Genomic DNA, 24,464 nt, shown 5'->3' with positions numbered 1-24,464 from the left:
TATCAAAGATATATAATTATTCAGTTTGTTCAAGACCACTTCTCACTTAAGAAACGTAAACATTCTGGTAAGTGTTTTGCCCAAGCTTTTTCATTATGTTCTTCATCCGCAAAAATATTGAAAAGAATGCTATCAATTGGAACAGAGGCTTTTACTAGTTGTTTATAATACTTAAGCGAGCCATCGATATATGCCTGCTTCATATTACCATACATAAATTTTCGATCGGTATCATCACCTTCCTGAGTCCCAACTTGAATGTACACACGTTGTTCAGGATCCAACTCTTTTCTAGCAATATAACTGTCAAAGGCTTTACTTGTAATCCAATTGGCTAAAGAAAAAATACCTAACCCACCAATTTGATCTTTATATTCAATCCCCATAAAAGCCGAAATATTACCTCCAAGTGAACTGCCAATCATCGCTGTATGAAACTTATCTGACTTAGTTCGGTAATGCAGGTCGATAAACGGCTTCACGACTGTCATGACAAACTCAGCAAACTCCGCGCCTCTTCCGCCTAGCTCAAAATCTTCAGGAAGCGGGCTTTCAGTAATTTTCCAAGGCGTATATTCATTAATTCGTTCTTGTCCACCGTTATCTATCCCAACCACAATCATCCTCGGTAAATCGGGGTTTTGTTTAATTGCCGGAATTACTTTCCATGAAAACCCGCTATAAGATTCACTACTGTAGAAAACATTTTGTCCATCATGCATATAGACGACCGGATAACTTTCAGCCTCATCTATATCATAATTTTTCGGCAACAATACACGCAGGCGACGTTCTTCATTTTTATAGGACATATGTAAATGATGTGTTTCTAGTTTTAAATAAAAATAGGATTGATTCATTTTATCTTCCTCACTCCTTTGATATTAAATTAAATATACTAATCAATATCTTGAAAATTAGTTGATTGATAGGCACGTAATTGACTGTTAATTGCCCATTATTAAATACCAAGTGCTATTAACCCATCCTGTTTTCCTTTTGCCAGCCAAACACCATTGATATTATCTCTCGCTTGTGGTACTTCTGAAGATGTTGAACTTTAAGATTTTTCTTTATTTTAACATTTCTAGTTCAACTAATCTTACCGTTAGAGCATAATAGAATTTCTTTAAAAAGGGATGATACATTTCAGGATTAATAATAATCTTTTCCATCATTCTCAATTCTAAACATAAAAAAGAGCCGGTTTCACTTCACCGACTGCCGCCGTTTTGACCTTATTAAAGTGCTTTTTGATATACTGTCATACCTTCAACTTGCTTGTATGAGTGTATCTTAAGAAGAGAGAGCATACACTATTTGTGCATTTGTAAACATTGCTGGCCTACCATTGTGAAAGTCCTCCCGTAGTTTTGCTATCGCTCTACCTTCCAGCGTGCGCTCACCCTACACATCTCCCTTTGGTTTTAACAATATTTTCATTCGATACAGAAATAAATTATTCCTTCTTTCGCTAACCTGCCACGTTAGCACCATTAGGTCTAATACGAACGTTACCTAAACATCTTGTTATACTGGTAAAATTATCTTGTACCATCCACCCCTGGGTGGTACATAGTTTGCTTTTATCAGAGAGCCTTAGCCGTCTTCGTGGACTCCAGACACAGCCAAGGTTTCCTTATTTTCTATCTCCATCTCAATAATTTTGCTGAATCAAATATTGTTTCAGATTCTAATGTCCGCAATCGGTTATATCCTCTACGCTTTTATTAGTGCACAATAGCTTACCAATAACCTCAAGTTAGGATTTTAGGTAGAACTCACCTGCCTAGGTTCCTAAACTATTCATATGCCTGTTTTTCAAACGGAGAATCAATGTACAACTAAAGTTTTTGAACATCGTACTCAGCTATAAATTTTTTCTGGACCGTAGAGTAGTTATCTCTTTTTTACTGAAGTTGCTTAACAAAAGGCATGTTGAAGTTAATAAATTGGTACGTAAGGGTCTTTTTTTTTGCGAGATTTATAAAAAATATTTATGATTAATATATAAAAGTTTTATATTTTATTTTGCTTGAATAATTTTTTAGAGTAAAATAGAGCAGTAAGAAAAAAATCGATATTTAATTGAGGTGCAAAATTATGAAAAAATGGGTTTCAATTATCATTTTAGCTGTTCTTGTTTTCTCCTTAGCTGCTTGCAGCGGACAGAATGATAAAAAGACTGGCAAAGAAAAGAAAGAAGCAAAAACACAGGAAGTGTTTAAAATAGGAGCAATTCCAGACCAAAATGCAGCTGACCTAAGTAAAGGCATGACTGCTGTTGCTAAATACTTAAGTGAAAAAACAGGCATGAAGGTTGAATTTGTTCCGTCTGTTGATTATGCAGCGCTCGTAACTGCTTTCCAGCGTGGTGAAATTCATATGGCATGGTTTGGCGGACTAACAAGTGTACAAGCGAGAGCTCTTGTTCCTGATGCAGATTCATTCGCTCAGCGACCACGTGACTCACAATTCCACTCAGTATTCATTACACAGCCTTCATCTGGCATTAATAAGCTTGAAGATTTAAAAGGCAAATCGTTCACATTTGGAAGTGAAAGCTCTACATCTGGCCACTTAATGCCCCGCTATTATCTAATGCAAGCTGGCATTGATGCCAATAAAGATTTTGACGGTAAACCAAACTTTTCTGGCTCTCATGATACAACCTATAAATTAGTTGAGTCTGGTGCCTTCAAAGCTGGTGCTTTAAATGAAGCAGTATGGCAGACAGCTGTGAAAGACCACAAAGTTGATCCAAATAAAGTAAAAGTTTTCTATACAACTCCTTCTTTCTACGACTATAACTGGACACTTAACAGCAATGTAAATGACGTTTTTGGTAAAGGTGCAGATAAAAAAGTGAAGGATGCCGTTTTATCCATCACAACACAGCAAAAAGAAATTACCGATTTCTTCCAGACAGATAAATTTGTTGAAACGAAGAATTCTAATTATGCTAAAATCGAAAAGGTAGCAAAAGCATTAAAGATGATACAGTAGAAGGTGTTTAGAAATGTCTTCAAAGACCATTATTGAAGCAAAAAATATAACGAAACACTTTGAGCGGAAGATAGCATTATCTTCCCTTTCTTTTACCATTCACCACGGAGAAATAGTGGCGTTAATTGGACCTAGCGGAGCTGGGAAAACTACCCTGCTAAATACCATAGCAGGGTTAGTTCCACTTGAAAGTGGAGAGCTTCTGATTGACCAAAATCCCCTTCCTTCTTATCGTGGTAAGCTATTGGCTAAAAAAGTCGGTGTGATCCGTCAGCAATTTGATCTAATAGGCCCCCTTGCAGTGATGCACAATGTTCTTGCTGGGAGACTTGCAGAATGGGGATTGGTTAAATCATTGATTTCCCTACTTGTTCCACAGGAAAAAGGATTAGCAATGGAGGCGTTGAGCCGAGTAGGTTTAGCCGATAAATCGTATGAAAGTACCGCTAATCTGTCAGGCGGTGAACAGCAGCGTGTTGCAATGGCGCGTTTGCTGGTACAAAATCCGGAAATTATTTTGGCTGATGAGCCCGTGGCTTCGCTGGATCCTGCGAGGGCAGATGATGTGTTAGCCATGCTGGTGAATCTCGTTTCAGAGAACCGGCAAACGCTAATCACCAGCCTCCACTCTGTTGAATATGCCCGCAAATATTTCACGAGAATCATTGGGATTAAGAATGGTGCGATATTTTTTGATTTGCCAACTGAACAAGTTACCGATGACCTTTTAGCAGAGCTTTACCTTTTAAAGGAGAAAGCGTAACATGAAGAATTCTGCTGTTCTCTTGCCAAAAAGGTTTATTTTATCGGTATTTTTGATCGCTATTTTTGTATGGAGTTTATTCTCCGTCCACTGGAATTCTGATTTGTTGCACACTGGCGGCTGGCCCACCATGCTGCAAATACTAAAAGGTGTAATCAGACCGGATTTGACAGCTGAGATATTGGCTCTTGGTTTGAAAGCCGCGTGGATTACTCTTGCCTATGCTGTTACCGGAATGTCTCTAGCCATTCTTTATGCCTTTATCGTCGGAATTCTGGCGTCCGGTACACTTACTTCCAAAACAGTATCAAGACTAACTTCAAAAATATTTTTCCGCGGTATTCTTGGCTTTACACGGGCCATTCATGAATTAATTTGGGCATGGCTTTTTGTTGCGGCAATCGGTCTTTCCCCTTATGCAGCTATCCTCGCTTTGGCTATTCCATATGGCGGAATTCTGGGCAGGATTTTTGCTGATATGCTGAATGATGTTCCGCAAGAGCCGATTATGGCATTAAAAGCTGCCGGAGCATCTAAATTACAAATTCTTATTTACGGCTATTTGCCTTTAGTTTGGGCTGATATGATCAGCTATACTATGTACCGCTTTGAATGCTCCATTCGTTCCTCTGCCATTATGAGCTTTGTAGGATTAGGCGGACTGGGTTATCAGATACAATTATCATTGGCAGATTTAAAATACAACCAGGTTTGGTCTTATATTTATTTTCTTATAGTCCTGGTCCTATTAATTGACGGGTGGAGTAATCTTGTCCGCCGGGGCTTGGTGGAGAGAAAACGGGTGAAAGGAATCAGTATTGGCTGGCTCTCCACTCTTCTCTCTGTTGTTTTAATTATTTTTTCATGGGTTTATGTAACAGAAGACGTTCATTTCCTTGAACTTTTTTCTGATAAAAATATTCAATATGCACAGCGGTTTTTTGGCGGTATGTTTGGTGTAGGCAACCCCCATCCCGCCTTCTTTGATAAAGAAAACTGGAGTAGTGCCTTAAAGCTCACCATTGAAACACTTGAGATGAGTATTATGGCAATTGGTTTTTCCACAATCGCAGCATTTATTACCGTCCTCCCTGCAGCAAGAAATATCGCCAACGGGGACTTAACCTTAACAAAGCGATGGTATAACTGGATACTATTCGGAGTTGTCCGGGTTCTATATATTTTTTCCCGCTCTGTTCCTGAGTTAGTATGGGCAATGATGATTATCTTCCTGTTTAAGCCGGGTTTATTACCAGGTGCCATTGCCCTTGCTCTTCACAACTTCGGAATTCTCGGAAAGCTCTGGGCTGAGGTCATTGAGGATATGGATTCCCGTCCAATCCGTAATCTGTCTTCATCGGGCGCTTCACGATTGCAGTCATTTTACTATGGCATTCTTCCAAGAGTATTACCAAGGTTTTTAACCTACATTTTATACCGCTGGGAAGTCATTATGCGGACGACCATTGTTGTAGGTTTTGTCGGTGCCGGAGGTTTGGGAATGCAGTTTAAATTGAGTATGAGTTACTTCCAATATACCAATCTAACACTGCTTTTGATTTGTTACATGGTTCTCGTCGTTATCGCAGATTTTGCATCCGAAAGCACCAGAAAAGCGGTGAAATAAAAGAGCTTGTTCCAGGAACAGGCTCTTTTTGTTTCTAAATATAATAAAATCAAAGCATTTTCAGTTGATTAAAGTATACAGAGATAAAAAAAGGCCACCGCGTTAGCGATAACCTTCAAGCCTGACTTATTTATTACCTTTTGGAACGGTAACAGTTACTTTGGCTTCTGTTTTGTTCCCGGCTTTATCTGTTATTTCATAGGTAATCGTGTAGATACCTTCATCTCCTGTTCCGTTTCTTTCAGCGCGGAGACTAAATTCTGTATCCTTTGTCCCATATTTCGCGCCCTGGATATCATCGAAAGTGGCGTTTGATTCGATTACTGTAATGGACTTAAGAACAATTGAATCTATGACTAAGGGGCCTTATCACACTAAGATTAGGCTCTTATTTATTCACTTCTCCACCAGACTTTGAACATGTTTCCGCAATTCGCTTCGATTGAATCCGGCATAGTCATCTTGTCTTTCTTCTGGCGGGAAATAACCGCTTCTGTGATACATGTTAATGTTTTACTTAATTGGGATTAAAGTAATTATAACCTTGGAATGCTTTTCCGTTGGTAAGCCAGAAACACGGGTTTTCCCAGTTGTATTGGACATCTTCAGTAGTCCCAGCCATGGCAATACGAACGTCTTCCTTCCTTTTGTTCTTCGTTGAAAATGCAGTTGGCACAGCCATTAGTTTTTCTGGCTCTGAAAATGTTGGAAATTTCGCTCGATAATATTGTAATGCATGAAATTATCTACTTTTTCTATTAAGTCTCGATGTTCCCTCTTCATGGAGATGACTTGGATGTTCTTTTCAAACAAGCCGAAAAGTCAGGCAATCCCGCTTCGGTGGACATGCCTGCGGTGAATTCCACTGTATATGAGGAGTCATTTAAATAATGCTTTAGAATATCCAACTTTTGAGATAATTCATTTTCAAAAATATCAGTCCCTACCTTTATACAATTTATATTCTAGATAGAATCAGAGGAACCCTACTGAGGGATACTAAAATCATTTTAAAATCGAACTTTACATTACATTATTATGAATCACTCGTTTTTACATAAAAAAAAGACCGCCCAATACGGGCAGATCCAGAAGTTACTTTATCAGATTTTCCAACTCATCTTTAGCGGTTTGCGCATCTTGATAATCGGTTTGAACACTGCTTAGTTTGTCCGTAACCGACATACCGTCATCGATGCTCACAGGTTTTAGGATATTTACATGTACCACGATATCAATTTAGGAATCAAAAATACTGTTGATATCAGGTGATATGCTTGTGACACTTTTCATGGAGTAACCGAATTTTTATTGAAAAATAATATTTCACCGGATCTCCATGATAGCACAGTTATAAAAAATGGAAATGAACAGTCTTGTTCGATTGTGGTCATTTTTTAAAAATTATTAAGTCTTTTACACCCATTTACTTTACTCTCTGTGTTCTTCAAACCAACCGATTAAATGGTTTAATCGTTCAAGACGATGCTTCGGTTTTCCTTTTGATGAGATTCCATGACTTTCAGAAGGAAAACGAACGAATTTCGTTTTCACTCCTAATCTGCGTAGAGCGATATACCATTGTTCTCCTTGTTCCATTGGACAGCGGTAATCATTTTCACTATGCAAAATCAGTGTTGGTGTCTTTACATTCCTTACATAACGGATGGGTGAATATTTCATGATAATTTCTTCATCCTCCCACATATCCGCCCCACCTAATTGCGCCCCATTAAAATAAAATCCGATGTCACTTGTACCATACATACTGTAGAGGTTGGTAACGGAATTTTGTGTGGCCGCCGCTTTAAAGCGGTCTGTTCTGGTAGTAATGATATTGGTCATATAACCACCATAGCTTATTCCTGTTACAAATAACTCATTGCGATCAATATAGTCGTATTTTTTCAATACATAATCAACCGCTGTCATTTGGTCCTTATAGTCCTCTCCACCCCAGTCACCAACTACTCGTTTCATAAAATCTTCTCCATAACCTTGGCTACCACGAGGATTTGTATAGAGAACGGCATATCCACGAGCAGCCATTAGCTGCCATTCATGCTGAAAACCATATCCATAGGCTGAATGAGGGCCACCATGAATTTGTAAAACAAGAGGTTGTTTCTCCCCTTCCTTTCGAAGAGTAGGATGCAAAATCCAACCTTCAAATTCTAACCCATCTTCACCTGTAAAAATAATATGTTCAGGAGTGCTTAAACTGATTTCACTAAATAACGTATCATTCCAATCGGTTAAGTTCTTTTTATCCTTTTTTTCGTTTATATTTTGAAGGACAAGATCGCCAGTTGAATGACTATGTGCTTGTACGAGTATTGCCTTTTCATCATCTATCATCGTAAAAGAGGTAATCGTATGTTTACTCCCAGATAATGGTTCTGATACTTCACCTTCGAGTGTTGCTCTATACAATTGAATGCTGCCTTGGTCTGTTGCTGTAAAATATAGACTTGAGCTGCCCTGATCCCAAATGACCTTTTGTGCCCCAGTGTCATAAGAAGCATCAACCCTTACTGGATTGTCAACGGTTCGATTCAATGTATGGCCCAAATTAACAACTTCCTTACTGGCTGTCGAAATCGCCCAAACATCTACATTCTTTGAATAGCACTCACCATGATCATGACCGATAAACGCAACCCATTTCCCATCTGGAGAAGGTGATAATGCAGTAATAGGTCCTTTTCCTTGATGGAACAATGAACTTTCCATTTTGGTAAAATCATACTGCCATATAGAAGGAATATATTCTATTTCTTGAAATTCATCTGTCGTGCCCAAATAATAAAGGGTTTGCCCATCGGGAGAAAAAGATGGGCCATAAAAGTCAAATTCTCCCTCGGTGAGTTTTGAGCTTTCTTTTGTTTCAAGATTAAACAAGTATATGTGTTTACGTGTATTTAGAAAATCACTTACTCCGTCTAATTTATATCTCAGCCGAGTAACGACGATTACATCACTATCATTTTCCTCCGGTGGTTCTTGAACAGTTAAAGCAAGTTTGGTTCCATCCGGAGACCATTTATACTCTACAACATTCCCTTTTAGATTGGTTAATGGTGTTGCTTCATGGTCATCTGATATTGGACGTATCCATACCTGGTTACATCCAGTTAAATTGGATATAAAAGTGATGAATTTTCCATCTGGAGACCAATTCGGTGAAAAATCTTTTATTAACCTTTTTTCATCATCATGATTAGTAAAACGAACTTGACTTCCATCAAATTCACTAATATAGATAGAAGAAGAATAACCATCTTTTTCGAAATCCATTTTTGTTAAAACATAAGCAACTCGATCTTTTTGAGGAGAAACCTGCGGATCACCGACAAACTGTAATCTTGCCAAATCTTCTGCTTCTAATAAGCGTTTACTCATTTGGATATCCTCCTATGCTTAAGGTATATTAAAACAATTAATGATAGTTTATATTCATCTTCAAATGATGCTTTTTTCAAAGTTATCTCTCTCAGTGGAAATTGTCCCTAGTTTTTGATCGGGTTCTTCTTCAACATAGGCAGGGTCAATATCACCCTCACCTGTAACGAGCATATGAAAAGAAAGAAGCTGATCCTTCAGGTTAATAGTAAACCAATGACCAGCTTCATTTTTTCAATACCCCATCACTTGAATATAAATTAATAAAAAATCGATGATGGGAGGATTAGTAACATAAAATAAAGAATTCTTTGCCAAATGCTAAGTACTCTTTTTATTTTTCTGTTAGGAAAGTTCTAAAATCTTAGGTTTACATAATAAATTTAGGAGAATTTAGCTTGATGCTTTTACTTGTTGTAAGGGATAAACTTCAGTATTTAAATTTGTATAATCAAAGGATGTAAAATCTAGGGTTGTTAATCCAGGTGAATCAACCGTAATGATTTTTGAACTTATCGGTTCAAAGCCTGCTCTAAAGTGTTGACTTGATTTTAATCCAACAATTTTATACGTTGCGACATCAATACCATGTAACAGGAAGATTTGTTCATCCAGGGTTTGTGCTTTCACCGAACATACAATAATATCAACATTATTACATTGAAGACGGACCGAACGGCCAAGGTTCACGTGAGCTCCTCTGCCCATAGGTGATGATTGAACAAATTTTCCATCTGTTAAACTCTTTATATATGCAGTTAGCGGAATAGAATCCCCATGTAACTCATCGGTTTTGCCTCCTAGTTCTACCACAATCCATGAACCTACACCAGCTTTGAAAGCAAGATCTACAACTTCAGGGTCATAAATGAAACCAAAGCAAGATTTCTCTGCTTGTTCATCTAGAAGAGCTTTTAATAAATAGGTTCCATCACCAGGAGTTCCACCGCCTGGATTATCAGAAGTTTCATTGATGACAACCGGCAGGCCTTCATGTTGTATGGCAAGGGCAATTCCTTCTTTTGGAGAAGGATGCTTGATTAGGAAGTTATCTCTTTGTTCCCATACATAGGCAGCAACTTCATCAGCTGCCTGTTTGGCTAGATTCGGATCATTAATCGTAGTGGCAAGGACAGCAACACCAAGTTCAGAAATGTTCGTATACGGAAAAGCGTGATAGAAAGTACAATCTATAACATGATCATCACTTTCCCAGTTATAACAAAGATGATTGACATCGTTTGCAGGAGAAAGATTTGTAGTCGATGTAGGAATAATCATTGGTAGGGTTGTGAGATGCATAGTAGGTTGAAGACCATCCTCAACGATTTTCTGTGCATACTCTACAGCTTCTCTACCAATCTCATAGCTATCGGTGTGAGGATATAGATGATTCCCTAGAATTAATGTCGCTTCTTCAACCATTGTTTTTGTCATATTTGCATGTAAATCAAGTGTGATAATAATAGGTATGTCATATCCTACAACGGATCGAACCTCTTTTAAAATAGATCCTTCCAAATCCTCAGAGCACTCTGAAACGCCAGCACCATGAAGAGATAATACAATTGCATCATACCCTTCTGCTTTATTGATCTGACTAATTAATTCATTTATAAGGGATGCATATGTAGCTGCTGTTATAATTCCAGCAGGATATGCAAACGTTGAAAAGGTTGGAATGATATCAATCTTCAATTCTTCTGCTCTATCAATCATTCCACCAATGAAATTTCTAACTTTACGATTTTGGGCAACAATTTCTTCTCCTAACTCCCAGCCCCAAAGCCGGAAAGACTCTTCATCCGTTTTAACATTTGAAAAAGTATTTGTTTCATGAGCAATACCACCGATAATAATTTTCAACTTTTACACCCCTCTTTTAGATTTACGCTTTGTTAATGATTTTTCTACTTTCCTACTGCTATTTTTGATAAAAAGTAATCATACGCAGCTTTTGATAATTTATTGATGATATTGGCCCCCTCTGCTTCTGATGAATTTCCAGTAGAAAATACCGTAATAACATAGGTTCCCATTTGATAAGGAAGTTTAACAATTCCGACATCATTAATTACGCTTCCAACCGTACCCGTCTTGTGTGCAACAACGGTGTTGCCCGGCAGCAAATAAGGGATACGATTTCGATGCTGCTGTTTGGATAATATATCAAACATCTCATCACATGCTTTTTCTGAAATTAGTTGCTTTGTGACAATCAATTCCAATAGCTTTGCCATATCCTTTGGTGAGCTTACATTATTATGAATACTTTCTTGGAACACGATGGAATCAGTATTAAACTTCCCATTTTCCAGACGATGATTAAGATCAGCTAAAAATTCAGGTGAATAGGGTCTTGGTTCTAAATCCACGCATAAGCAAAGGAGCTCCCAGCATGTAAGCGGAGTATGAATATTTGTTAATCCTAATTCTTTCATAAACTGATCAACGGTTTCTTTACCGATGATTTCCAATATTTTATCTGTTCCAGCATTATCACTTACGATAATCATCATCATCGCTAAGTCCTTAATGGTCACTTCTACTCCCGGTGTTAATCTTTGAAATATGCCAGAACCAGGAACAAAGTCTTTTTCGGTTAGCTTGACTCTTTCATCTAAATTTACTGTCCCTTTCTTTGCCTCTCTATAAAGGGCAGAAAGAATAGGCACCTTGAAGGTACTAGCAGCTTGAAATAAGCGATTCTCATAAATTGACGCTGTTTCTCCTGTTTCCAAGTGCTTCACATAAACACCAAATGTACCGTTCGCATCCTTTACAATGTCCTCTAATTGGGCTTGTAAACTCATTTTCCAATCTTCCTTTCTATTAAAATCGAATTTGACCTAAAAAAGCCTAAGCCTTTTAAGCTTAGGCATTTTGCAAACGTAAAAAGGAGTTCCTTTCCCAGAGAAGTTTGTTTTCTATTAGTGGTTTATTAAGTTTACTACCATACCTGCTCGATTACCCTCATCCAATTCTCTCCGAGGATAAGTTTAATTTGCTTATCTTTGTACCCTCTGCTCACTAAGCCTCTCGTAATGTTAATGGCTTCAATGTATTGTTCAAATCCAAGAAGGGAGTCGCTTGTTGGTAATTTATCTTGTGCTCGGAAACCGATGGTTGGAGCTATTTTTGTTGCAATCATTTCCTGGATAAATAATGGCATATTCATTGGCCAGTCTGTTCCAATCCCAACATGTTCTATTCCAACGAGTTTAACTAAATGATCGACATGATCTAAGAAATCATCCATATCTGGTCTTTCTTTTTCCTGATTGAGAAATTGAGGTACGGTCACCACTCCGATTACTCCACCTGTTTTTGCAATCGCTTCAAGGGTGTAATCATCCTTACCTCTTGCGTGGCCGCTTACTGCTTTACATGCGGTATGGGAAGCTATTACAGGAGCATCTGAAATTTCACAGGCATCCAAAGTGGACTGTCTTCCCGTATGACCTGTATCAACTAGAATTCCTAATTCATTCATTTTCTTAATAAATTTCACGCCGAAGTTAGAGATACCGGCATCATTTCGCTCTGTACATCCTGCTCCGACATGATTGTGCTGATTATAAGTTAATTGAATCACTCGAAGTCCGAATTTATACATGTTTTCCAGGTTTTCTAAATCGGTTCCAAGCCATACTGTATCTTGAGTTGTTACCATTCCCGCTACTTTTCCCTCTCTTTTTGCATGACGAATATGTTCCCCTTTTGTTGCTTTTACAAGCCAGTCAAAGGAATCAAATTGCTGCTGAGCCGCGGCTAGCCACTGTATCGAATCTTCCATGCCACGACTATCTTTTCCGCCTGTAATCTGCCGATTTCCTGCCGTTATTCCAGATTGCAGCCAAAGGTCCCTAAACTCAGGCAAATACCCCTGGGCTGCCATGTTAGCTGCTTCATTCATGATGCGAAAAACATAATCATTTGGATCATTGATATATTTTTCACATCTCCTCTTCAATTCTTCGGTTACTTCATCTGTGAAATTAAGAGGTGACATTGGTCCCTGGTAAAGCATATCAATGACGATGCTTTCCTCATGCAAACGTTTCGCTCTTGCTTCTTGCTCTTGAGATAAATGAAAGTCGAATAAATGAATGCTCAATACGTTCATCTCCCTGTCCACTTATAATTTTTTAAATATATTTTTAAAAAATATATTCCGAATTAAACGGCTCCTTTTTCACCCTGTTTGTTCCTATTCCTGATATAAATGACAAGCTACTTTTCTGCCATTTACATCTGTTAATATAGGATTAAGCGACATACAGGTTTCATTTGCATGGGCACATCTTGGGTGAAACTTGCAGCCAGCTGGTGGGTTCGCTGGTGAAGGCAGCTCACCTTGTAAAATAATTCTTTCCTTCACTTCATCTGGATCAGATTTTGGTATTGCCGATATTAATGCTTTTGTATATGGATGGAGTGGCTCCGTAAACAATTGGTCCTTATCTGCAAATTCTACTAACTCTCCTAAATACATGACACCTACTTTATGCGCGATGTGCTCCACTACCCCTAGATCATGGGAAATAAAAATATAAGATAAACCAAGTTCTTCCTGCAGATCCTGTAATAGATTTAAGATTTGAGATTGAACCGATACATCTAGTGCCGATACAGGTTCATCCAGTATTACAATTTTGGGTCTAAGTGTAATAGCTCTTGCAATGCCAATTCGTTGTCTTTGTCCACCTGAAAACTCATGAGGATATCGATTTAGCTGGCTTTCAGAAAGACCGACTAATTCCATGGTCTCCTTTAGTATGCGATAGCGATGTTCTTTTGGAATGCTATGTGCAATCAACGGTTCTGTTATGATTTCTGCTACCGTAAGTTTTGGATTCATTGAATCCATTGGGTTTTGGAAAACCATTTGAATATCACGCCTGAACCTTTTCATTTCTTGTTTCCTTATTTTCGTAATATCTTTTCCCTGAAAAATAATTTCACCGCTGGTAGGTTCAATCAACCGTAGAATACATCTGCCTGTCGTTGATTTGCCGCACCCTGACTCACCAACAATCCCAATGGTTTCTCCCTCATTTAATTCTAAGGTAACCCCATTTACTGCATGGACAAATCTTTTCTGTTGAAACAAGCTGTTTTTCAATGGAAAACTCTTATGAAGACCCTTTACTTCTAACAGTTTTGATGTCATATCGTCATTTCCTCCTTATCGCTGTATAACCAGCATCTGCAGGATGACTGACCATCAATCGATACGAGCGGTGGAGATGCACTTGAACAAATCTCCATTACGTTTTCACACCGTTCAGCAAAACGGCATCCAGCTCCAAATTTGTCAGGTGTCGGTACTTGGCCAGGTATGGACTTTAATCGCCTTTCTCCTTTTGATTGATGCGGTTGTGATTGAATAAGCCCATTTGTATATGGATGCTTTGGATGTCTAAGAAGGGTTCTTGTATCAGCTGTTTCCACTACTTGCCCGGCATACATAACAACAATTCGATCACACATCTCCGCTACCACTCCAAGGTCATGAGTAATAAGCAGAATGGACATTCCCAACTCATCCTTTAACGATCTTAATAGTTCTAAAATTTGAGCCTGAATCGTTACATCCAGCGCAGTAGTGGGCTCATCCGCGATTAACAGAGAAGGGTTGCATGCAATTGCCATTGCAATCATCACCCTTTGCTTCATTCCTCCTGATAATCGGTGTGGATACTCTTCATATATTTCGGAAGCACGAGGAATTCCGACAGTATTCAATAGACTTATCACCTTTTTCTTAACCATTGGTTTTGGCAGCTTTTCATGTTTTTCCATGATTTCTGCAATTTGTCTGCCAATAGTTAAGACTGGATTTAAAGAAGACATCGGATCTTGGAAGATCATGGATATTTCTTTACCTCTTATGATCCTCATTTCTTTCTCTTTCTTTTTTAATAAATTGATATTTTTAAAGAGAATTTGCCCGTCTTTAATTTCTCCTGCTTTATCTAATAGCTGTAGAATGGAAAGAGAAGTAACACTTTTACCGCAGCCAGACTCACCTACAATACCCATTACTTCTCCTTTTTTTACATTGAAATCAACATGATCCACAACAGTAAGTGGTCCTTTTTTACTGTTAAATTGAGTGGTGAGCCCTTTTACCTCTAATAAATATTCCATCTTTTTGCACCCCTAGTTCGAAACTTTATCATCGCCCCATCGATTTCGGATCAAACATATCCCTTAGTGCATCTCCGAGAAAATTTACCGAAAAGACAACTGATGTGATCGCAAGGCCAGGAAATGTTGCCAGCCACCAAGCTTGATAGATATAATTTTTTCCTTCTGCCAGCATGGTTCCCCATTCCGGAGTAGGAGGTTGTGCGCCGAGACCAATAAAGCTTAATGCTGCTGTATCCAATATGGCTACACCAATAAATAACGTCGTATAAACAAGCAATACACCGCCAATATTCGGAAGAAATTGTCTTAGAAGAATCCAGGAGTGTGAACTGCCAATTGATCGGCTTGCCTCCACAAATCCGGAAGATTTAATGGTTAGTGCGGCCCCCCTCGTAATCCTTGCAAAGCCAGGAATCGATGCAAAGCCCACAGCGATCATGGCATTTGCCAGACTTGGTCCTAATATTGCTACAATCGCCAAGGCTAACACAATCGTTGGAAGAGCAAGAAGCACATCCATAATTCTCATCAAAATATTATCGATAATTCCACCAATGTAAGCACTTATTAATCCTATAAAGGTGCCTATTGTAAATGTAATGGCTACTGCAATAGAAGCAGCCGTTAAGGTGGCTCTTATTCCATATAATAAACGTGATAGTAAATCTCTTCCGATTGAATCTGTTCCCAACAAATGCTCTTTGCTTGGGCCATGCAAGAGTGCTTCATAATATGGTTTCTCGGGATCATGGGGTGCTAAAAGTGGAGCGAAAACGCCGATTAGAATAACCAGCAGTAAAAAAAATAAACTATATCGAGCTCTTTTATTACTTCCGATTTCCTTTAAGAAATTTAGTTTTAAGGACGAAGGTTGTTTTTTAACAAGGGTGGTTTGCATTTCCAAAGATTCAAGTGTTTTGCTAATGTTTGCCACTTACCTTGCCTCCTTTGCGCTTAAATCGATACGTGGATCAATGATGCCATAAATAACATCTATCAGTATATTAATCATTACATAAACAACCCCCATAAACAGGACTGTCCCTTGAATAAGAGGAAAATCCCTCGAGCTAATCGCACCGATGGCAAGCGTTCCTAAACCAGGCCAGTTAAATACTTGTTCGATTATTACAGTCCCGCCCAACAGTGCTGCCATTTGTAATCCAATGAGGGTGACCACTGGAATAAGTACATTTCTTAGGGCATGGCGGAATAAAATGATTCTTTCTTCAAGCCCCTTTGCCCTTGCTGTACGTATAAAGTCATTTGAGAGTGTTTCGACCATTCCATTGCGAGTTAATCTGCTGATCATGGTTGAAGCAAGTACACCTATCGTAACGGCAGGTAGTACCAGGTCCCTTAACCCCGTTCCTTCCGCAATCGGAAACCAGGTGAACTTTACAGAGAATACCATTATTAATAAAATGGCCAACCAAAAACTTGGAATCGAAACTCCCAATGTAGCCAGCATCATTACACCTGAATCAATAAAGGAACTTTTAAATCGGGCGGCAATGATACCTAAAGTGATTCCTATTACGATTGCTATGAATATCCCTGCTGCTGCAAGCTTGACGGTTTCCGGGAAACGGTCGAGTATCTCCGTTATAACCGGTCTCCCTGTTTTTAAAGAAGTACCAAAATCTCCTTGCAGTACGTTCGTGATGTAGGTTGTATATTGTACAAGGAGGGGCTTATCAAGCCCCAAGTTTTCATTTAGCTGTTTAATTGCCTCTGGAGTAGCATTTTGACCAAGCATAATTTTCACAGGGTCACCGGGAATAAAATGGATTAACAGAAATGAAAAGACTGATATTCCGAATATTACGATAATTCCTGACAAAATTCTATTTAAAATGAACTGACCCATTACTTGCTCACCCAGCTATCTTGGAATAATAGTCCATTAAACGCTTGTGTGATACCATGCACTCTTTTATTGGCAACATGATATTGCTTCTCCGAATAAATAGGAACCCAATAAGCTTCATCTACAATTAGCTTCTGAGCTTCAAAATATACTTTCTTTCTCTCTTCCAAGTCAATCGTTTTTCTGCCCTTATCAAGTAAACTGTCAAGCTCAGGATTATTTACTCTAGAATGATTCATCACATTGATTTGGCTGGAATGCAGGAAAGTATATAGAGAATCAGGATCGACTCCGAAGTATCCCATAAAGGTCATATCAAAATCCCCTGATGCAGCCTTCTCAATTAACGCACCTGCCTCTAGGGCTTGAATTTTGATACTAATGCCAATGTCCTTTAACATCGCCTGAACCATTTGTGAAGGCTGATTCCAACGGTCTAAAATCATCAAATTAAAACTAAGCTCCTTACCATCCTTTTCCATTATCCCTTTATCATTTTTACTCCATCCATCAGATTCCAATAGCTTAATAGCTTTATCGATGTTGTACTTGTAATCATATTTTTCAACATCAGGATCATATCCAAAGAACGATGCCGGGATGGGACCATGAGCAACTCTTCCTTTGCCATTTAACACGGCTTGAACAATGGCTTCTTTATTAATGGCCGTATTCACTGCTTGACGAACAATTTTATCCTTTAGTGCTTCATTTTCTGTATTCATTTCCAGGAAAAGGCCAATTCCTTGGCGATCCATTTCAAAAACTTGATATTTATTATTGTTTTCATATCTATCTACGTCTTTTCCAGCAATACCATATGCTACATCTATGGAGCCACTATCCAGGGCTGCAATCATTGTTTGGTAGTCTTTAATAAATTTGTAAACCAATTGATCAGGATAAGCACTTCCTTGATTTTTAAAGAATGGGGCTGGCCATTTAAAGTCATTATTTCTTTCTAATGTGATTGATTGCCCTGTCTTCCACTCTTTAAATTTGAATGGTCCAACACCTACAGGATTTCTTCCATAATTATCCCCTTCCTTTTTTATCGCTGCTAATGAAAGAGGCTGCATATACCCTGGGTCTGACAGATTTACTAAAAACGGCGCGGAAGGCTCGTTCAGCTTAATAATTAACGTCGAATCATCAGGTGCAAGTATTTCCTTTACCTGTTTAAATTGACCTGGTATGATTGTTGCACCCGTAGCAGGGTCCAGGGCTCTGTCGAACGTCTCTTTATAATTTTTGGCTGTCAATGGTGTACCATCACTGAAGGTAATGTTTGGGCGAATTTTAAACGTTAACGTTAATCCATCATCAGAAATATCGAAGCTTTCCGCTAAATTCGGCACAAATTCCTTCGTTTTAGGATGCATGGAAATGAGTGATCCTCCAAAATTAGATCCAACAATGGAACCAATCATCATACCGGTTTTTTGCACATCCAGAGAATCTGGTTCTTCAGCATAACCAATGGTAAGGGTTCCACCCTTTTGTGGTGTATTACCCGAAGTATTGTCTGAATTGGAAGTGTTATCAGTTTTTTTCGCTTCTCCTGACGACTCTTTTTCAGAACTGCACCCTACACTTACAAACATAGCCATTAATAAAACCATAAGTAATGCAAAAAACTTGGTACATCTGCTATTCGTCATTTGATTACCTCCAAATATCGTTTTACTATTAAATTAATTGTTTTATTTTTGCCCCAACATATTCCCAATGTTATAAAAAAGGCAATAACACTGTGATAATGCAGTTATTCAAGGTGCATGCTTTACCGTCTTTTGAAACTTGATGATCCCCTATTCCATTTTTGGTGTTTGTCGAAATCCAAAAGCCGCGCGGATAATTTTTTGTTCTTTGTCTCTTACAAAACGCAGCGACATTTGTGATTCTCTAAAGTTGACAATAAATGAATCATCATCAAATGGGATGATTGCTGTTGGATCTATTCCTTCGCCACTAAGATAGAGATTTCCATTTTCAAAAAATAATTTATATTTCGCACCTTCCCCTGACGCAAATACGCCCTCATATTGCTTTAACTCCTCTTCTGATCGTTCGATTTCCCTATACGATAGATGAGAAGCATGAACTGATTTACCTAAATAATCTGCAATTGCATTATATAATAGTTTAGTAGATGGTACACCCGCTAAATTGGCCAAAGAAACACCGGTCAGCCCTAACTCAGGAATGATGTTCATTTGTGCCGCAACCCCTTTAATGGAACCACCGTGTTCTATAAGCTTGTAGCCAAAATAATCCGGTGTAATCATAAGTCCATATCCATAAAAACGTCCAACCTCACACTGAATGTATGGAGTTGTCATTAATTCAACACTTTCTGGAGATAAGATTTGCTCATTTCCAACTTTCCCTTGATTTCTAAAGATTTCCGTATATTTGAGCATATCGTTAACAGTTGATTTTAGGAATCCCGCTGCACGCATTGCTGGTGCATCCCATGGATTATTGGATACAAAAATGATCGTTTCATCATCCTTCTTCCGTGAATTATAAAGGGAAGAAATATCATCATGGTTATTTAGTTCTTCAAGATGAAAAACGCTATTATTCATGCCGGCCGGATCAAGAATGTATTCCTTCGTGTATCGCTCGTACGACATTCCCGTTAATCTTTCAATAATTGCACCTAAAAGGGCGTAGCAATCGTTGGAATAACTAAACTCAGTCCCCGGAGCTCCAAGCAGTGTATATTCCTGTTTTGCAAGGGTTTCCAGTAACTCTTCATATGTATCAACTGGTGTAGGTATAGGTGTTTCTTGCGCAGCATTTGCATTTTCAAGTTCACTATTATTCTTTTGATCTTCAAACTTTGGATCATTTTCAATGCTCTTTCTTAACGCACTAAATAAGGTTGGTAAAGGAGGTAATCCTGCAGAATGTGTCATAAAGTGATGGATCGTTATTTGTTTCGTATATTCATCATTTGGCGTCTTAAACTCTGGTAAATATTTAACAACAGGATCGTGTACGGAAAGCCTTCCCGCCTCCTGGAGCTGAAGAATGGCAATACAAGTAAAAGACTTCGTTACCGATCCAATTCCAAAAACAGTGTCAGAGGATAACGGAAGCTGTTTTTCTACATCCCGATATCCAAAACTGCCTTCATAAAATAATTCCCCTTCTTTCGCTAAACCAATAGAAAAACCAGGAATCTCATATTTTTCCACAATTTCATTGCAATACTGCTCAAACTCACGCGTGATTGTTTTTTGTACCATCCATAACTCCTCTTTTCTGATTTTTCTGAAATTTAATAATGAAATTGTACCTAAGTACAATTAATAACCACATGTACTACTATTTTTAGCACTAATAGATTAGTTATTGACTAACTGGATTGGTTTGGGAAAATACTAATTTCTCAACCCTTAATGATTCCATTACCTTCCTGTCTACCTCATATCCAATCCCGGGTTTATTCGGAACATGAATAACCCCATTATAGACGCTTACTTCAGGATCAATAATGTCTTTTTCCCAATATCTTGAAGAAGCCGCTGTATCACCAGGTAAATTAAACTGAGGTAATGTTGTTAAGGCGATGTTATGTGCCCGGCCGATTCCCGCTTCTAACATACCGCCACACCAAACAGAAATCCCTTGTTCAGCACAATAATCATGTATTTTCTTTGATTCTGTAATACCTCCTACTCTACCAATCTTAATATTAATTATTTTACAACTGCCCAATTCAATCGCTTTTCTAGCATCTTCCAATGAATGGATGCTTTCATCTAAACAAATGGGGGTAGTTAGTTGCGATTGTAATTTGGCATGATCAATAATGTCATCATGTTCAAGAGGCTGTTCGATCATCATTAATCCTAATTCATCAAGTTTTTTGAGTGTTTCAATGTCCTGTAGGGTATAAGCAGAATTAGCATCTGCCATAAGCAAGGTATCTGGAAAATGTTTTCTTACTTCTTTTAACATTTGATAATCAGAACCAGGCTTTATTTTTATTTTCATTCGCTTATACCCTTCTATTACAAAACCTTCGACAACATGAAGAAGATCTTTCGCAGATGGCTGGATGCCAATACTAATTCCTACATCAATTTGCTGTTTATTCCCACCGAGAACCTGATAAAGGGGACTGTTATTTCTTTTTGCATATAAATCCCAAACAGCACCTTCTAGGGCAGATTTCGCCATATTGTTTCTTCTGATTGATTTAAATCTTTCCGATACTTCGTTAGGATGTTGGATGGGATCTTGTAGTAATAAAGGGATTAAAAATTTTTCCATCATATGTTTGTTCGTTTCAACCGTTTCCTCACTATACCAAGGGCTTGAAAAGGCAACCGATTCTCCGAACCCAATACAACCTGTATCATCCTCCATCTCGATAACATAAAATTCTTTTTCTTTAAATGTGCCAAAGCTGGTGGCAAACGGATTTTTCAACGTCATGACCATTCGGTGAAGTGTGACTTCCCGTATGGAAATAGAATTACTTGTCACATTTTTTCCTCCTTTACCTACTTTTTTTTATGATTTCAGACTTACTCCACGAAAAAATTATTAAAATGAAATTGTTCATATGATTCCATTCGTTGTTTGAACTGTTCAGAGTTTTTTACAGATACTCCAGCAATTAAGGCATTTATCAATGAAAAAACAGCTGCAGCTACATCAATGGTTGATTTTTTTGGAAGCTGAACAGTAAATAATACATCTGCATAATCTCGAATCGGTGCAACCTCCGAATCGGTGATACCAATGACAAATGCGCCAAGCCGCTTCGCTTCTTTTGCCATATTGATCGTTTCAACCGCATAACGGTGAAAGGAAAAAGCCACAAATACACAATTCTTGTCCATTTCCCTTATTCTCAAAATTAAGTCATCAATGTCTGGACGAAACAATCTGACATTTCCTCGAATTAGATCAAGTGTGAAAGTAAACCAATGAGCCATCGCGTGGGAGGATCGGACGCCTGATACAAGAACACGATCCGCTATGGCTAGTTGATTTACCGCCATTTCGAAATCTTCTTGACTTAATCTTTCAGCTGTCTTGCTTATCACTTCTGCATCCTTTTGCATGATTTTCTTAAAAAAATCTTGATCGTTGTCCATTTCATATTTCATAGAATGGTATTCAAATAAGCTGCTATGTTTATTTAGTAAATAATCCTGGACATCCTTTTGAAGACTACTAAACCCACTATATCCAAGTGCATGACAGAATCGGATTACAGTTGTCTCACTAACCTTAATCTGACTTCCAACCTGCTCAGCAGAGTTTAACGCAAACTCTTCATGGTTAGTTAAAAAGAGTTTGGATACTTTTTTTAACCCTTTTGAAAAATCATTATATTTTTCCTGTACTTCTTTTTTCAGTGTATCTACCATATTTTGCTCCTAATTCTCAATTTGAAGGTTTTCCTTTTTTTTATTAATATTAAAGTATATACTTCTTTTCTTAAAAATTAACATATGCTTTCTGAAAATTGTTAACACGATTTCTTAGTCATAAAGTCAGTATTGGCGGTCACCATTTAACGCGAAAATTTCAGCAACAGAAATATTACTCACCCCTCCATCTCACCCGCTTTGGATTGAAATGCCATTTTATCTATCCTTATCCCCAACAACTTTAACGATCGCCATGCTGAGGATTTTCGTTCCGTTAAGAAGAGAATCCAGGTTAAAGCTCATGTTTGGATGGTGCAGTCCAGGTGTTAATCCAGTCCCAAGGCCAACCATCGTTGCCTGTATATCCGGATACATGGTTTTATAAAAATGAAAATCTTCCCCGCCGGGAGTCACAGGTGGCGGAACTAATGCTTCCTCACCAAGGACATCAATAATAGCCTCTTTTACAATCTCTTCGAATTCAATACTTGCTTCTGCCGCGACCATGGAAGCGAGTGGTGTTAGACTAACTTCCGCATGGTTCATGGAACCAGCCGATAAAACTGCATGTTCGAGTCTTTTTAACAGGTCAGCCATGATTTCATTCCGCTCAGCGCGAACATCAATTCCGAATTCCGCGTAATCCGGGATGATATTAAAGTTATCTCCTCCCCCTTTTACCATTGTCACCTTTACAGATGCTGACACGGTCGGGTCGATTTTGACAGCATTTACGGCTTGAATAACAGATCCAATCGAATCAATCACATTGATCCCAAGATTAGGTCTAGAACCATGAGCCTGCACACCTTTTATTTCTCCTCTTAACAGAGTAGTAGCACCATGATAAATACCCGGTGAAGCTAATCCGAATTCCATTTCTTGAATAGGTCTTACATGGATGCCAAGTAGGTAATCGATGTCTTTTATAATCCCTGTTTCTATAAGAGCCTGTGCTCCTTTACCTGATTCTTCAGCAGGCTGAAAAATGACCTTAATTAACCCTTTGGGATTAAAACCTACTTCCTTAAGACAGGTAATGGAATGTAGAACCATGGTCATGTGGGCGTCATGTCCGCATGAATGATTCGCCTTCCATTCCCCATCAACAAGCTGAAATAATGCATCCATATCCGCTCTTATCCCGATTGTTGGACCTTCCTCTTGATTTCCCCAATATCCAATCACACCAGTATGATGATCAAATGTTTGGTACGGAATTCCTAAACTCTCTAGCTGAGAACATATGAACTTAGTTGTTTCTACTTCCTCCCAGCTCACTTCCGCATTTGTATGTAAATGATGATAGGTAGACTTAATGAATTCCTCATTCTGTATCACCCACTTGTTTATTTCCTTATTCATGAATTTCCTCCAACCGTTTATTTTCAAGGATGTAATAATGAATCATAGAATCTGTGTTTTTTTTGACTCCAGTAATAACATATCCTTTTAATAGGGCGTCATTTAACAAACTCCTTAGCGCAAATCTCCAGAACTTTGCGGCATCAAAATTTGTTTGTTTTAACCTTTGAATGTCCGTGGGTACAGAAACAAGATATCCTTTTTGTTTCGTATTGAATTTCTTCTCAACTTGAGATGGATACTCCCCATCGGGTTGAAGCAGAATTTCATAATCTGATTGATAAGGCAGCTCACCATGCAGGGCCTTTTCCACACGTATTGAACAAATATCCCACTCGATTAATAACCGATCAGAAGGAAGCCCTTTATTCAATTTATCTTCCATTTCACCATAATACGAGGAAAGGTAGGTTCGGGAATAAGCTCCTAATTTACATAAATTAAAAAAACCATTCCTCACTTCTAAAGGATCATACGTCCATACAATCTTTTGATAGCCATAGGCGATTGCCCATTCTCTTTGCTTTATCTTTAATTGAAATCCGACTCCACAATTTTGATATTCCGGGCGCACACCTGCCATATGAGAGACTAAATAAGACTCACCATTCTTAAACCCGGCAAAACCGAAGCAGAAACCTACTAATCTATCTTCAACATAGGCTCCAATAATAATTCCGCCATGATGGATGGAGGCTACTAACTGGGGTAATGGTGATACAACCTCATCACTCCAAATATCTGATTGGAGCAAGACGACTTCATGAATGTCCTCTAAATTTTTAATCTCCCGATACGTGATTGAATCTGTCCGATTCATCTATCTTACCTCCTCACTCTTATAAAAAATTTCTATTATTAAACAAGTGTAAGTGG

General features: G+C 38.3%; 18 protein-coding genes. 3 read left to right on the top strand and 15 right to left on the bottom strand.

Going from position 1 to position 24,464, the window contains the following annotated elements; translation table 11 throughout:
* Window positions 1-29 precede the first annotated feature (29 nt).
* Window positions 30-860: an alpha/beta hydrolase gene (locus G8761_RS12015; protein ID WP_166026945.1), complete on the bottom strand. Its 831-nt coding sequence runs from the start codon at window positions 858-860 to the stop codon at window positions 30-32.
* A gap of 1,243 nt (window positions 861-2,103) precedes the next feature.
* On the opposite strand from G8761_RS12015, the gene G8761_RS12010 reads away from it, so the two are divergent.
* The 3 genes from G8761_RS12010 to G8761_RS12000 are packed head-to-tail and all read left to right on the top strand — an operon-like array spanning window position 2,104 to window position 5,396.
* Window positions 2,104-3,006 (top strand): putative selenate ABC transporter substrate-binding protein, encoded by a 903-nt coding sequence (locus tag G8761_RS12010; protein WP_166026943.1) that lies wholly within the window; start codon window positions 2,104-2,106, stop codon window positions 3,004-3,006.
* A gap of 13 nt (window positions 3,007-3,019) precedes the next feature.
* A complete protein-coding gene (locus G8761_RS12005; protein WP_166026941.1) occupies window positions 3,020-3,769 on the top strand; it encodes a phosphonate ABC transporter ATP-binding protein in 750 nt (249 codons plus the stop codon).
* A gap of 1 nt (window position 3,770) precedes the next feature.
* On the top strand, window positions 3,771-5,396 hold the full coding sequence (locus tag G8761_RS12000; protein WP_166026939.1) for a PhnE/PtxC family ABC transporter permease: 1,626 nt from the start codon (window positions 3,771-3,773) through the stop codon (window positions 5,394-5,396).
* Window positions 5,397-6,827: 1,431 nt separating this feature from the next.
* Here G8761_RS12000 and G8761_RS11995 read toward each other — a convergent pair.
* The 14 genes from G8761_RS11995 to G8761_RS11930 all read right to left on the bottom strand — a co-directional run bounded on the left by G8761_RS11995 (window position 6,828) and on the right by G8761_RS11930 (window position 24,408).
* On the bottom strand, window positions 6,828-8,798 hold the full coding sequence (locus G8761_RS11995) for a S9 family peptidase (protein WP_166026937.1): 1,971 nt from the start codon (window positions 8,796-8,798) through the stop codon (window positions 6,828-6,830).
* Between the two features lie 393 nt (window positions 8,799-9,191).
* A complete protein-coding gene (locus tag G8761_RS11990; RefSeq protein WP_166026935.1) occupies window positions 9,192-10,664 on the bottom strand; it encodes a M81 family metallopeptidase in 1,473 nt (490 codons plus the stop codon).
* Between the two features lie 44 nt (window positions 10,665-10,708).
* Window positions 10,709-11,611, bottom strand: a complete 903-nt coding sequence (locus tag G8761_RS11985; RefSeq protein ID WP_166026933.1) for a serine hydrolase — start codon at window positions 11,609-11,611, stop codon at window positions 10,709-10,711.
* A 137-nt stretch (window positions 11,612-11,748) separates the two neighbouring features.
* The gene (locus G8761_RS11980; RefSeq protein WP_166026931.1) at window positions 11,749-12,915 is read right to left on the bottom strand and encodes a dipeptidase; all 1,167 of its coding nucleotides are present in this window, start codon (window positions 12,913-12,915) and stop codon (window positions 11,749-11,751) included.
* A 93-nt stretch (window positions 12,916-13,008) separates the two neighbouring features.
* Window positions 13,009-13,971, bottom strand: coding sequence for an ABC transporter ATP-binding protein (locus tag G8761_RS11975; protein ID WP_166026929.1), 963 nt, complete (start codon window positions 13,969-13,971; stop codon window positions 13,009-13,011).
* Window positions 13,968-14,951, bottom strand: a complete 984-nt coding sequence (locus tag G8761_RS11970; RefSeq protein WP_166026927.1) for an ABC transporter ATP-binding protein — start codon at window positions 14,949-14,951, stop codon at window positions 13,968-13,970. The genes G8761_RS11975 and G8761_RS11970 overlap by 4 nt, the downstream gene beginning before the upstream one ends.
* A 28-nt stretch (window positions 14,952-14,979) precedes the next feature.
* A complete protein-coding gene (locus G8761_RS11965) occupies window positions 14,980-15,852 on the bottom strand; it encodes an ABC transporter permease (RefSeq protein WP_166027261.1) in 873 nt (290 codons plus the stop codon).
* Window positions 15,853-15,888: 36 nt separating this feature from the next.
* Window positions 15,889-16,824, bottom strand: a complete 936-nt coding sequence (gene nikB, locus G8761_RS11960; protein WP_166026925.1) for a nickel ABC transporter permease — start codon at window positions 16,822-16,824, stop codon at window positions 15,889-15,891.
* Window positions 16,824-18,485 (bottom strand): ABC transporter substrate-binding protein, encoded by a 1,662-nt coding sequence (locus tag G8761_RS11955; protein WP_166026923.1) that lies wholly within the window; start codon window positions 18,483-18,485, stop codon window positions 16,824-16,826. Before G8761_RS11955 ends, nikB begins: the two co-directional genes overlap by 1 nt.
* Before the next feature lie 150 nt (window positions 18,486-18,635).
* On the bottom strand, window positions 18,636-20,081 hold the full coding sequence (locus tag G8761_RS11950; RefSeq protein ID WP_166026921.1) for a serine hydrolase domain-containing protein: 1,446 nt from the start codon (window positions 20,079-20,081) through the stop codon (window positions 18,636-18,638).
* Window positions 20,082-20,184: 103 nt separating this feature from the next.
* Window positions 20,185-21,312, bottom strand: coding sequence for an o-succinylbenzoate synthase (gene menC, locus G8761_RS11945; protein ID WP_166027259.1), 1,128 nt, complete (start codon window positions 21,310-21,312; stop codon window positions 20,185-20,187).
* Window positions 21,313-21,368: 56 nt separating this feature from the next.
* Window positions 21,369-22,220, bottom strand: a complete 852-nt coding sequence (locus G8761_RS11940) for a MurR/RpiR family transcriptional regulator (protein ID WP_166026919.1) — start codon at window positions 22,218-22,220, stop codon at window positions 21,369-21,371.
* Window positions 22,221-22,439: 219 nt separating this feature from the next.
* Complete coding sequence (locus G8761_RS11935) at window positions 22,440-23,588, bottom strand: M20 peptidase aminoacylase family protein (RefSeq protein ID WP_166026917.1); 1,149 nt, start codon at window positions 23,586-23,588, stop codon at window positions 22,440-22,442.
* The gene (locus tag G8761_RS11930; RefSeq protein ID WP_166026915.1) at window positions 23,581-24,408 is read right to left on the bottom strand and encodes a GNAT family N-acetyltransferase; all 828 of its coding nucleotides are present in this window, start codon (window positions 24,406-24,408) and stop codon (window positions 23,581-23,583) included. The genes G8761_RS11935 and G8761_RS11930 overlap by 8 nt, the downstream gene beginning before the upstream one ends.
* Window positions 24,409-24,464: the final 56 nt, after the last annotated feature.

The sequence above is a fragment of the Neobacillus terrae genome (genome assembly GCF_011393025.1).
GTDB lineage: Bacteria > Bacillota > Bacilli > Bacillales > Cytobacillaceae > Neobacillus_A > Neobacillus_A terrae.
The sequence above is the reverse complement of the archived record's forward strand: the minus strand, read 5'-3'. Positions and strand labels throughout refer to the sequence as shown.